Raw genomic sequence first — 12655 nt, forward strand, 5'->3', positions numbered from 1 at the left:
AGATCCAGCTTTTCAGAAACGAGGTAGTGCAGGCCGTGGCTGTCGGCCCAGCTGCCGGACGCCATGAAGCACCAGCAACAGCACCGCCAGCCAGATAGGGACATACATCCACAGATCCGCTGCAACAAAGGGCTCACCCAACAGCAAGGCCACCACAAACAGCAACAGCGGTTCGACATAACCCAACATACCAAACAGAGCAAAAGGCAGGCGTTGCCCGGCTCCCAGATAACAAAACAGCGCCGTACTGCTGAGTAGACCAAGCCCGATCAGTACCGGCCAGGATGACGCCTCCCGCGCCACAAAAAAATCGGCATTAAAGTCCCACATAAACAATATGATCAGGGCCGGGGGCAGCATCACCAGATGCTCAATAAAGATACCACTCAACCCTTTCAGGGCCAGCCGTTTCCTGAGCATGAAATAGGGTGGAAAACCCAGCATTACAATCAGGGATACCGGTGAAAAGTGGCCATGCAATATCAATCCGGCCAGCACCCCGGCCAGCGCCAGAGTCACCGCCAGTGCTTGTAACGGACGGATGGTTTCGTGATACAGAAAGCGCCCGATCACCACCATAAGCAGAGGCAGCAGAAAATACCCCATCGCCAGCGCCTGACCTTCACCGTTCATCGGTGCCCAGCCAAACAGCGCGAGTTGCATTGCAATCAGGCCGCTACAGAGCAAGGTCGAGAAGCCATTGCCGGGGCGGCCAAACAAACGTCGGATATCGGTCCAAACACGCTGGCTGCTGCGGCTAAACAGCACTAGCAAAGCAAAGATCAGCAGTGAAAAAATGATCCGCCAGCCGAAGACCGACGGCCCATCCAGAGGCGATAACAACACACTGTAATACGACAGCAGGCCAAACAACACGGAGGCCGCAATGGACAGCAGAACGCCTGTAAACAACATAAAACTCCCATGCCCGCTGTCGGCAGAGGGCGTATCAGACGTTAATCATTCGTTTTGCAGCGCGTTATGGATACGCTGCATCAGATCGGCAGTATTGGTGACTTCACCAAATTCGTAGGCCATCGCCGTCAGGGCAATGCGTTGTACCTCGTCTGCCGACACCTCACCAAACCCCATATCCGGATAGGGCATGGCTGCATTGGCATCGCTTAGCGCAATCATCCGGTATTCGCGGTGTACACCATCCCGCATGGTCGTTTCACAGCAGACATTGGTCACCGTGCCGCAGACAATCAGGGTATCGATGTCTTTCATCCGCAGGATCATGTCGAGATCGGTGTTATGAAAACCACTGTAAAACAACTTGTCGACGACAATGTCACCGTCTTGTGGCTGCAGCTCATCGATCACTTCAATGGCCGGGTTGGAACGCGCAAACTGGGCATCGGCATCTGGATACAAGTCGCGGAAACGCCCGGTGTCAGAGCCATCTCCCCGCACTACATGGCGTAAATAAATTACTGGCATGGCCGCGGCACGCATGTATTCGGACAGGCGTTTGATGGGCGCAATAATGGCCCGGCTTGACGGCACAAACAAGGCACCGTCCTGCTCGCAAAAAATCTTTTGCATATCAACAATAATCAGCGCTGTGCGCCGGGGGTTAATGGCCCATTCAACTTTTTTCAACATGGTTCGCTGACCTCTTTCTATGTCACTGATTACTGGTATTCGGCATTGCAGCCATGTTTACCACGGCGGCGATGGCTACCATGACATGAAACGGATCAGGGTTGGCATCCGCTTTGACAGCAAGGGCGTACTAACCGGCCATCTCTGGGGGCTGATCCGCGCTGGTGATGCGGCAAGGCGGGGTGTGGCAAGGCAGGGTGTGGCAGGCGTGTTGGCAGACCGCCTGCGGGTTCTGGTGGTGGCATAATGGCGGCAGGGAAGGTGATGCCGTGACCGCGGCCGAACCTCGCATCAATCCTCCGCTGCCAGGCAGGAGTGATCGTATCGGAATGCTCGCAGGGCATCACACCAGACAACCCTGCGGATGTTGGTCAACTCAGTGCTTGATCATTACATGACGGACGGTGGTGTAATCTTCCAGGCCGTACATCGACATATCCTTGCCATAACCCGACATTTTCATGCCGCCATGGGGCATTTCGCTGGTCAGCATAAAATGGGTATTGACCCAGGTGCAGCCGTATTGCAAGCGGGCGCTGAGGCGGGCTGCACGACCGGTGTCAGCGGTCCAGAGGGATGAGGCGAGGCCGTAATCGGAGTCGTTGGCCCAGGCCAGAGCCTGGGCTTCGGTGTCGAATTCGGTGATCGAGACCACCGGGCCAAAGACTTCACGGCGGACGATTTCATCTTCCTGCCGGGCACCGACAATCAGGGTCGGCTCGTAGAAATAGCCTGCGCGATCGGCAATCTTGCCACCGGTGGCGATGGTGATATGCGGTTGTTCGCGGGCGCGATCCACAAATCCGGCCACCCGTTCGAGGTGAGCCTGGGAAACCAGCGGCCCCATTTCCGTGCCGTCTTCGTACTGGCTGCCGATTTTGATGGTGGAGACGGCCGCGGTCAGTTTATCGACCAGCTGCTGGTACACACCTTTCTGGGCGTAGATGCGGCAGGCGGCGGTGCAGTCCTGCCCGGCGTTGTAGTAGCCAAAGGCCCGCAAACCTTCGACGGCGTCGTCGATATCCGCATCATCAAAAATCAGTACCGGTGCCTTGCCACCCAGTTCCATATGGGTGCGTTTCATATCTTCCGTGCTGGATTGCACGATTTTCTGGCCGGTGGCGATCGAGCCGGTCAGCGACACCATACGCACTCCCGGGTGAGTGGTCAGCGTGGCTCCGACGCTGGCACCGCCGCCAAACACCGTGTTGACGACGCCCGCCGGGAAAATCTCCTGCATGATTTCACCCAGCTTGAGAGTGGTCAGCGGGGTTAGCTCCGATGGCTTGAGTACCACACAGTTACCGGCGGCGAGCGCGGGTGCCAGCTTCCAGGAAGCCATCATCAAGGGGTAATTCCAGGGCGCGATGGAAGCCACAACACCGAGCGGATCACGGCGAATCATGGAAGTAAAACCGGGCAGGTATTCGGCCGCTGCGGAACCACTGAGACAACGGGAGGCACCGGCAAAAAAGCGGAAGACATCCGCAACAGCCGGGATTTCGTCGTCCTGCATGGCGGCAAAGGGTTTGCCGGTGTCGTTACATTCGAGGCGGGCAAGCTCTTCGCCCATGGCTTCAATACGATCGGCCAATTGCAGCAGCAGGTAAGCGCGGTCTTTGGGCGCTTGCTGGCTCCAGCTGTCGAAAGCGTCATCAGCGGCACTGACGGCGGTGTTGACCTGGGCGTCGGTGGCTTCGGCAATCAGGCACAGTACCTCGCCAGTGGCCGGATTAAATACTTCCAGTTGCTTGCCTTCGCCAGCAATCAGTTCGCCGTTGATCAGCATTTTATTAAGCATGGTAGTGGGCATGGTATTGGGCCTCTTGGTTCAGACGATAGGTCGGACAGGTGTCAGATAAAGTGGATAGGTCAGTGCTCATGAAAGATTGCCTCGTTATTTGCCGCTACCGGCAACGTCATCGCCACCCTTGGTAAGGAGGTACGCCAGAAAAACCGGCACCATGGTGGCGAGCATTACCATCAGGGCAACCACGTTGGTGACTGGCACATCCCGTGGTCGGGTCAGCTGGTTCAGCAGCCAGATCGGCAGAGGTTTTTCGTGACCGGCAGTAAAGGTGGTAACAATCAGTTCATCAAACGACAGCGCAAATGCCAGCATGCCACCGGCCAGCATGGCGGTGCCCAGATTTGGCAACAGGATATAGCGAAAGGTCTGCCAGCCATCCGCGCCAAGATCCATCGAGGCTTCGATCAGGCTGCCGGAAGTGCGCCGAAAACGCGCCACCACATTGTTGTAAACAATCACCACACAAAAGGTGGCATGGCCGACAACAATGGTAAGGATACCGGGCTGGATATCCATGGCCTGGAATGCCTGCAACAGTGCCAGGCCGGTGATAATACCGGGCAGGGCAATTGGCAGAATCAACATCAGGGTGATGCTGTCTTTACCGAAAAACGAACGGCGATACATGGCCGCCGCTGCCAGCGTGCCCAGCACCATGGCAATCGCAGTGGCAAGGCTGGCAATTTTCAGCGACAGGCCAATCGACTCCAGCACATCAGCCCGTCCGAAGGCGACGCTGAACCAGTGCAGGGTAAATCCCTTGGGCGGAAAGCTGAAAGCCGACTCCTCGGTGTTAAAGGCATACATCGCAATAATCACAATGGGGAAGTGCAGGAACACCAGACCGCCCCAGGCGGCGCATTTCAGCCACACACTGGCGTGTTGATCAGAGTGCATCAAAAGCTCCCATACGTTTCACAATCGACAGATAAATCGCAATCAGCACAATCGGCACCAGCGTAAATGCGGCGGCCATTGGCATGTTGCCAATCGACCCTTGTTGTACGTACACCATACTGCCAAGGAACAGGCCCGGCGGTCCCACCAGCTGCGGTACAATGTAATCCCCCAGAGTCAGAGAAAAGGTAAAGATGGAACCGGCGGCAATCCCCGGGACCGACAACGGCAGAATAACGTGGCGGAAGGTTTTGAACGGAGTAGCGCCGAGGTCGGAAGAGGCCTGCAACAGCGACGGTGGCAGGCGTTCCAGCGATGCCTGAATCGGCAGAATCATAAAAGGCAACCAGATGTAGGTGAACACCAGAAAACGCCCGAGACTGGAAGTCGATAGCGTATTGCCTCCCACAGCGGGAAGCGCCAGTAGCGCATCCAGCAACGGTGTCAGACCGAGCAGATGAACAAACCACTGCGACACCCCTTCCTGCGCCAGCAGCAGCGTCCAGGCATAAGCCTTGACGATGTAACTGGTCCACATCGGCAGCATCACGGCAAGATAGAAAAAGGCCTTGATACGACCACTGGCGTAACGCGCCATATAATACGCCACCGGGAAAGCCAATATCGCACTGAACGCCGAGACCGCCAGCGCCATCAGCAGGGTACGCAGGATGATGTCGAAGTTGGCGGGATCAAACAGCCGGGCATAGTTTTCCAGCGTCAGGGTATGGTTCACCAGCATGGTGAAGTCGTCGAAGGTGTACAGCCCTTGCCATAACAGCGCCAGCAGCGAGGCAATATACACCGAGCCAAACCACAGCAGCGGCGGTAGCAGCAGCAAGGCCAGCAGCAGATTGGGGCGACGATAAAGCCGATCCGCCGCCCGATACAGCAGCCCGGATGGCGGCGTGAAAACAGGGCTGTTGTCAGCCGCTGGCAGTGACGATTTTGAAGTCATATCAGACACTCGCGTTATCCCGCAAAGACACCATGGCCTGACGGCTCCAGCTGACCTGAACCGATTGCCCCGGCAACCGTGCGGTGTGGTTCGACAACAGGCTGTTGGCCTCGGAGGCGGCGATGCTGACACCGGGTTCCAGCTCCACTTCAATACGGGTGTTTGAGCCCTGATATTGCACGTCTTTAATCACCCCGGGCAGGTTGATGAGCTCGGTGGATGCCGTGTCTGATGGAGCAGCGGAGCCGGAGTGTCTGATCGAAATATATTCCGGTCGAATCGCCAGAGCGGCGGATTTTCCCGACAATTGCTGCGCCAGTGCACCGTGCAAGACGTTGGAAGAACCGACAAAACCGGCCACAAACGCCGTTTGCGGCTGGTTGTACAGATTACGGGGTGAATCCAGTTGCTCAATCCGGCCCTGGTTAAACACCGCCACGCGATCCGACATCGACAGCGCCTCGGTCTGGTCGTGGGTAACAAACACAAAAGTGATACCGAGCTGGCGCTGCAGCCGTTTCAGTTCCCCTTGCATTTGCTCGCGTAATTTCAGATCCAGTGCCCCCAGCGGCTCGTCCAGCAGCAGCACCCTGGGGCGATTGACCAATGCCCGGGCCAATGCAATCCGCTGACGCTGACCACCAGACAGTTGCGCCGGCTTGCGTTGGCCATACTGCCCCAGCGCCACCATATCCAGCGCTTCGGCGGCGCGATGCTGGCGCTCTTTTTTATTGACGCCCTTGACCATCAGCCCATAGGCAATGTTGTCGAGCACGTTCATATGGGGAAACAGGGCGTAGTCCTGAAACACCGTATTGACGTTACGCTGGTACGGCGGAAGCCCGGTAGCGTCGCGGCCATGAATGATGACATGGCCATCGTCCGGTTGCTCGAATCCGGCAATCAGCCGCAGGCAGGTGGTTTTGCCGGAACCCGAAGGCCCCAGCATGGAAAAAAACTCGCCTTCTGCAATTTTCAGCGAGACCTGATCAACTGCCCGGACATCGCCGAAGCAGCGGCTGGTTTGGCAAAACTCAACAGCGGTATTCATAAAATATATCGTGTCCTGTGAACGCATTGCCGGGCCAGCAGGCCCGGCAGTCAACCTGTATTCATACGGCGCTTGTACTGCGCAGGCTCAGCGGCCGCCCATAATGGCGATGTAATCCCGGGTCCAGCGGCTGTAGGAAACACAGCTGCCCTGACTGCTACAGTTGGAGGTTGGCGTTTTCCAGAAAAACACCTGGTCGAAGTTATCCATCCCATTGGTTGTGCAACCTTCGGCACCCAGCAGTGCATTGTTATCACAGGCGGCGGGCACTGCCGGAACGGAACCAAACCAGGACGCCAGGTCACCTTGCAATTTGGGGGTGATCGACCAGTTGAGCCACTCGTAAGCACAGTTCGGATGGGCCGCATCCGTAGCCAACATGGTGGTGTCAGCCCAGCCAGTTACCCCTTCCTGCGGAAACGCCGTGGCTACCGGGGCACCTTCTGCGATCAGGATATTGGCCATAAAAGGCCAGCTGCTGGAGGCCACAACGCCTTCGTTCTTGAAATCGCTCATCTGCACGTTGTAGTCGTGCCAGTAACGATGGATCAGGCTGTGTTGCGTGCGTAATAGCGCCAGTACCGCGCTGTACTGGGTTTTGTTCAGTTCGTACGGGTCCTTGATACCCAGTTCCGGGCGGGCAGACTTCAGGTACAGCGCGGCATCGGCCAGATAGATGGCACCGTCATAGGCCTGCACCCGACCCTTGTTGGACTGGCCATCGGGCAGGGTCGTGGCTTCAAACACCACACTCCAGCTGTCCGGTGCCTGTTTGAATACATCGGTGTTGTACATCATCAGGTTGGGACCCCACTGGAAGGGCACGCCGTAGTGTTTGCCATCAAGGGTAAACCAGGGCGCGTTTTGCAGCCGTGGGTCGATACTGCTCCAGGCCTTGATCTTGCTGGTGTCGATTGGTTGTACCCGCTTGCCGTAAATCAGTCGTAACGAAGCATCACCGGATGCCGTTACCAGATCGTAACCGCCCTTGGCCATCAGGCTGACCATTTCGTCCGAGGTCGCTGCGGTTTTGACATTGACGGAACAACCGGTGGACTGCTCAAAGCCGCTGACCCAGTCATAGGCGGGGTCGGTATCGCCGCGTTCAATGTAGCCGGGCCAGGCGATAATATCGACGCGGCCTTCTCCCTGGGAGCCAGCCAGCGCAGTCAGTGCGCTGCCAGCCAACAAGGTGCTGAGTATCAGATGACGTGTTGCCATGGGGTTTTCCTCTGCCTGAACGTATGGAAGGCTTGCGCCGGTTTAGCGTCGTGTCCCGAGCGCCGCTACGGATGGCGGAAGCTGTGGAACGGGATGCAACGAGAGCCTCAGGCTAAAGCGAGGGGTTTATCTGGCTCCAATTGTTAATTAAGAAAGAAGCCTTCTGAAAAAACGATAGCTACGAAAAACTTAGCAGTGGTATATCCAAAACAGATTGTTAATACTGGCGTAAGCCCCGGTATTTACAGGAAAACCCTTGTCTGGCGCAGATGACGGACGGACGTTAGTCACCGCCATCAGGACCCGGCAGCTACCGCGGGTGTGAGTGACATTGCTAACAATGAATATATGCCCGGAAGACATGTACAGAAAATATGCCCAACGCAACCATGACCGCCCTTGGACAACACCTCGCGGAGCACCTGTTTTACCATGATGAGCCTGCGCCAGATCCGATACTTTATAGCCATTGCCGAAACCGGGTCGGTATCGGCGGCGGCCCAGGCGGTGCCGATTTCCCAGTCGACCCTCACCACCGCCATCAAACAGCTGGAAGATGACCTCGGCGTCACCCTGTTCAGTCGGCACGCCAAGGGCATGGAGCTGACGCACCAGGGCCACCAGTTTTTGCGTCAGGCACATCTGGTGCTGGCATCGGTAGACAACGCCCGGCGCAGCCTGCAACAAAGTACCGAAACCGTAACCGGTGAATTGACCATCGGCGTGACCAGTCTGGTCGCCGGATATTATCTGGCTGATCTGCTGGCGCGCTTCCAGCGCATTTATCACCGCGTCAAATTACGGGTGGTTGAAGATGACCGGGACTATATCGAGCATCTGTTAGTCAGTGGTGAGATCGATGTCGGGGTGTTGATCCTGTCGAATCTCAAATACCTCAGCGCCCTGAATACCGAAGTACTGACCTTTTCCCATTACCGTCTCTGGTTACCGCCCGATCACGAACTGCTGCAGCTCGACAGTATTGGCTTCAAGGATTTACTGCATGAGCCGCTGATTCTGCTTAACGTCGATGAGATGGAACAACGTATTCGTAACCTCTGGGCGCAGGCCGACAGCAAGCCCACCGTCAGCCTGCGCAGCGCCTCGGTAGAAGCGGTGCGCAGTCTGGTATCTGCGGGTATGGGAGTGGCGCTGATGCCTGATATGACCTACCGGCCGTGGTCAGTCGAAGGTGATACCGTCGAGGCCCGTCGTATCACCGAAGTATCAGAAACCCTCGATATCGGACTGGCCTGGCGGCGTGGAGGTGCCCGTAATCCACTGATTGACCTGTTCCTGCCAGTGGCCCGGGAATCCCTGCCGGTACGCCATAACCACGCCAACAGCTGACGACCAGCCGGGAGAGAAGCCATGAATGCCAACAAGCTGCCGACCAATATCCTGATACAGGGTCAGCGTATGGCCGGAGATGGAGAGGCTGAAGCCGTCATCAACCCGCGTAGCGGTGAGTTATTGATCAACTTGCCACAGGCATCTGCCGAGCAGGTTGATGCTGCTGTAGCCGCTGCCCGTCAGGCTGCCAGGATATGGCGCCAGACCAGCCCCGGCGAACGGGCGGCCATGTTGCTGGCCATCGCCGCCGGTATCGATGCCCGCGCCATGGAACTGGTGCAACTGGAAGCACTGAATTGTGGCAAACCCTTGCATCAGGTGGCCGAAGACGACGTACTGGCCACTGCCGATGTGTTCCGCTTTTTTGCCGCGGCAGTACGTTGCCAGTCCGCCCCGGCTGCCGGTGAATACCTGCCCGGCCACACCAGCATGATTCGCCGTGACCCGATTGGTGTGGTGGCGGCCATCGCCCCCTGGAACTACCCGCTGATGATGGCCGCCTGGAAAATTGCCCCGGTGATCGCCGCAGGCAACACCATGGTATTCAAACCGTCGGAACAAACGCCACTGACGGCGCTGGTCCTGGCCGATATTCTGGATGCGGTACTGCCGCCCGGTGTCGTCAATATAGTGTTGGGGCGCGGCGACAGCGTCGGCAGCCAGCTGATCAACCACCGACATGTCCGCATGGTATCTCTGACCGGTGATATCTCTACCGGACAAAAAGTCTTGCAGGCGGCGCGGCGCTCAATCAAACGCACGCATCTGGAACTGGGCGGCAAAGCCCCGGTGATTGTGCTGGCAGACGCCAACCTCGATGCGGTGGTTGAAGGGGTGGGGCGCTATGGCTACTACAACGCCGGGCAAGACTGCACCGCCGCTTGCCATATTTACGCTGACGCCCGTATTTATCAGCCGCTGATTGAAGCACTGGCAGAGAAAGTCGCCTCGCTGACCTTTAACCAGGCCGACGACCGTTGCAATGATCTTGGCCCGCTGATCAGCCAGCGCCAGCGCAACAGCGTCGCCAGCTTTGTCGAACGGGCGCTCGAACAACCCCATATCCAGCTGCTGGCAGGTGGACAGATACCGGAAGGCCCCGGCTTTTATTACCAGCCGACCTTGCTGGCCGGTGCTCGCCACGACGATGAAATAGTCCGCCGGGAAGTCTTCGGCCCAGTGGTCTCCGTCACCTCTTGCCCAACCACACAACAAGCCATCGACTGGGCCAACGATTCCGAATACGCCCTGGCCTCATCGGTCTGGTCCGGGCATATCGGCCGCGCCATGGCCACCGCCAGTCAGCTCGAATACGGCACCACCTGGATCAATAACCACTTTATACTCCCCAGCGAAATGCCCCACGGCGGCCTGAAAAGCTCCGGTTATGGCAAAGACCTCTCCGCCAGCGCACTGGAAGAGTTTTCCGTGGCCCGCCACATCATGCTGAGTCATCGGTCGTGATGGATGGTTTGGCTACTCTGCGACAAGCCGTGTGGTGACGGCAAGAGGGTTGGTATATTGGCAACACCCCCACGGGCGTGGGGGCTATATCGCGGTTATTTCCTGCAGGCTTCAGAACGCCAGTTTGGCAAACATATGCAAGCGATTCAGTTTCAGGTCTTCAGTAAAGGTATTCCCTTCAGCCTGTTTTTTGGTCGCCTTGATGAGTTCAACACCGTACTTCAGCGGCTGGTAGGCGTTGTAAACCAGATTCAGGTGCATGGATGAGAAGTCGCCCATGTCGTTGCCATCGAGGCTTGCTGTGGTTTTGGCTAGCCGCAGTGTTGAGCGCAGAGAAGGAGAGAATACATGCTGATAGGCCAGTTTGACGCCGGTCTGTTTGGATAACTCCAGGCTGTCGCCACTGAAATCGTAGGCGGCCACGTCGCCAAAGTTCATATAGCCACCAAGGCCGCTACCTGAAATCAGGGAAAACTTGAGGTTATCGTCGGCGATATTGATGCGGCCAGAGAATCGGCCAGCAAACGCCATGGCGCTGTCGTCCTTGACTTCGTCACCAACATTGATTTTTTGCATCAGAATGCCAGCACTCAGGTGCCCAAACCCGGTTTTGGTGGTGTATTTTGCGACCAGGTCCGGAACATCCGGGTCTTCGGAGTTTATTGGCTGTTCAGCGGCCAGTTCCAGCGTGTTGTTGCCCATGGGGATGGTGTATCGAACCAGTGATTTACGCGAGAAGATCCGCGCGGCCGGGCCACCAAAGTCGGCGGTTTCGGCCAGGGCACCAAGATCCATAAAGGTGCTCCAGGTGCGGCCAATGGTCAGATTATCCTGCTGCAGATAAGCGTGGCGCAGGTTAAAAACACTGGAGGACCCAGAGAAAAAATCGCCCTCGATGACGGCTTTAAGATTCCCAACGGGAGTACCTGTGCTGGTGTGGGCAAATTTGAGGCGGGATTCCAGCGATGACATATTCAGGTCGCCTTCTTCGTTTTCTGCCTCGTTTTCGTTCAGGGTAATCAGTGATTGGTTACGGGTGTGGCTGGCAGACGCATCGTTTTCGGCATCAAACAAAATATCGGTTTTGACATAGCCGCTGAAACTGTTGCTACTGTCGATATCAGCCTGAGTCAGGGGTGATACTGCCATGGAGGCTGTGGCCAAGACGGTTACCGGGAGCCATCCACTCTTGTTGTGTTTGTGCATGATATGTCCTGCTGTTGGTTATTTTATATTTTTTATTGCCGTTGCAGATATTGGTCGTTCTGGCCATGCCAGCGCTACAAGGGTTAAAAAACTATATCCAAGGGCTTGCAATGGGTATCCCGTAAAATAGTAGGAATAAAACCAGGAATATGATCTGTTTGTATTGGTGGTTGCGATAGTGGCTGCGATGGCAGTTGCTGGATAATCAAATCTCCTGCCAAAGTACTGATTGCTGGTATATTGTTTGGTTTTGTTTATTAATAGCCCGGTGGTTGATTTGTTAATATGAATAGTTTCTGAGTTTATCCTGCAATGGTCGTCCTGCTATAGTCGCCCTACTTTAGTAGGTGATGGGGCACTTTGAGGCGGTAAACACTTGCTTGATCTGGAAAGCCGGGAGTAGATTCGAGCGCATAACGATAAAAACAGGGATAAACCCATGTATCAGGTTCTGATTGCCGATGATCACCCGCTCTTCCGTCGAGCGCTGAGCGATGCTCTGGATGAAACCGGCATTGCCTGTAGCAGCAGTGAATGCGAGGACTTTTACCAGGTGCTGCAGACCGCAGGGCAGCAAGCCATTGATCTTCTGTTGCTGGATCTGCGAATGCCGGGAAATACCGGTCTGATGGGCTTGATGCGGCTGCGGGCGGAGTTTCCACAACTGGCGATTGTGATTGTCAGTGCCAGCGAGGACCGGATGGTGATCGAGCAGGTACGCCAGCTGGGGGCACTGGGTTATATCCAGAAGTCGTCAACCATCGCCGGTATCAGCCAGGCGCTGGCACAGGTTATGGAAGGTAAACTGAGTTTTCCGGAATTTACCGGTCAACCGCAAGATGATACAACGGCCCGCCTGAGCCAAATGACACCACAGCAGCTGCGCGTATTACAACTGATTGCTGAGGGGGCATTAAACAAACAAATTGGCTACACTCTTAATATCAAGGAAACAACTGTCAAATCTCATATCAGCGATATATTTCGAAAGCTTAATATCAATAATCGCACCCAGGCAGCACTTATTGTACAGCAGCTGGAAATACCAGACTGATCGAGATCGACAGCAAACGGGTTCTGGCAATAA

General features: G+C 56.1%; 12 protein-coding genes. 4 read left to right on the forward strand and 8 right to left on the reverse strand.

Annotated features, from left to right (window positions below):
- Window positions 1–12 precede the first annotated feature (12 nt).
- Entirely contained in the window at window positions 13–915 is a 903-nt protein-coding gene (gene rarD, locus Q8W24_RS11220) for an EamA family transporter RarD (protein WP_303434129.1), read from the reverse strand.
- A 45-nt stretch (window positions 916–960) separates the two neighbouring features.
- Entirely contained in the window at window positions 961–1608 is a 648-nt protein-coding gene (locus Q8W24_RS11225; protein ID WP_303434128.1) for a cysteine hydrolase family protein, read from the reverse strand.
- 19 nt (window positions 1609–1627) lie between these two features.
- Here Q8W24_RS11225 and Q8W24_RS11230 point away from each other — a divergent pair, with 19 nt between their 5' ends.
- Window positions 1628–1855, forward strand: a complete 228-nt coding sequence (locus Q8W24_RS11230; RefSeq protein WP_305475327.1) for a hypothetical protein — start codon at window positions 1628–1630, stop codon at window positions 1853–1855.
- Between the two features lie 129 nt (window positions 1856–1984).
- Here Q8W24_RS11230 and Q8W24_RS11235 read toward each other — a convergent pair whose 3' ends face one another.
- From Q8W24_RS11235 to Q8W24_RS11255, 5 genes are all read right to left on the reverse strand, one after another.
- On the reverse strand, window positions 1985–3421 hold the full coding sequence (locus tag Q8W24_RS11235) for a gamma-aminobutyraldehyde dehydrogenase (RefSeq protein WP_305475329.1): 1437 nt from the start codon (window positions 3419–3421) through the stop codon (window positions 1985–1987).
- Between the two features lie 84 nt (window positions 3422–3505).
- A complete protein-coding gene (locus tag Q8W24_RS11240; RefSeq protein ID WP_303434125.1) occupies window positions 3506–4315 on the reverse strand; it encodes an ABC transporter permease in 810 nt (269 codons plus the stop codon).
- On the reverse strand, window positions 4305–5273 hold the full coding sequence (locus Q8W24_RS11245; protein WP_305475344.1) for an ABC transporter permease: 969 nt from the start codon (window positions 5271–5273) through the stop codon (window positions 4305–4307). Before Q8W24_RS11245 ends, Q8W24_RS11240 begins: the two co-directional genes overlap by 11 nt.
- Before the next feature lies 1 nt (window position 5274).
- Window positions 5275–6324 (reverse strand): ABC transporter ATP-binding protein, encoded by a 1050-nt coding sequence (locus Q8W24_RS11250; RefSeq protein ID WP_305475331.1) that lies wholly within the window; start codon window positions 6322–6324, stop codon window positions 5275–5277.
- An 87-nt stretch (window positions 6325–6411) separates the two neighbouring features.
- Window positions 6412–7545: an ABC transporter substrate-binding protein gene (locus tag Q8W24_RS11255; RefSeq protein ID WP_305475333.1), complete on the reverse strand. Its 1134-nt coding sequence runs from the start codon at window positions 7543–7545 to the stop codon at window positions 6412–6414.
- A gap of 432 nt (window positions 7546–7977) precedes the next feature.
- On the opposite strand from Q8W24_RS11255, the gene Q8W24_RS11260 reads away from it, so the two are divergent.
- Window positions 7978–8895, forward strand: coding sequence for a LysR family transcriptional regulator (locus Q8W24_RS11260; protein WP_303434122.1), 918 nt, complete (start codon window positions 7978–7980; stop codon window positions 8893–8895).
- A 21-nt stretch (window positions 8896–8916) separates the two neighbouring features.
- On the forward strand, window positions 8917–10362 hold the full coding sequence (locus Q8W24_RS11265; protein WP_305475334.1) for a gamma-aminobutyraldehyde dehydrogenase: 1446 nt from the start codon (window positions 8917–8919) through the stop codon (window positions 10360–10362).
- 111 nt (window positions 10363–10473) lie between these two features.
- Here the strand turns inward: Q8W24_RS11265 and Q8W24_RS11270 are convergent, their stop codons facing one another.
- Window positions 10474–11511 carry a DcaP family trimeric outer membrane transporter gene (locus tag Q8W24_RS11270; RefSeq protein WP_305475335.1) on the reverse strand — a complete coding sequence of 346 codons (1038 nt, stop codon included), beginning with the start codon at window positions 11509–11511 and terminating at the stop codon, window positions 10474–10476.
- A gap of 496 nt (window positions 11512–12007) precedes the next feature.
- Between Q8W24_RS11270 and Q8W24_RS11275 the strand changes: the two genes are divergently transcribed.
- The gene (locus Q8W24_RS11275; RefSeq protein WP_305414611.1) at window positions 12008–12622 is read left to right on the forward strand and encodes a response regulator transcription factor; all 615 of its coding nucleotides are present in this window, start codon (window positions 12008–12010) and stop codon (window positions 12620–12622) included.
- Window positions 12623–12655: the final 33 nt, after the last annotated feature.

Source organism: Oceanobacter sp. 4_MG-2023 (assembly GCF_030689165.1).
Classification (GTDB): domain Bacteria; phylum Pseudomonadota; class Gammaproteobacteria; order Pseudomonadales; family Oceanobacteraceae; genus Oceanobacter.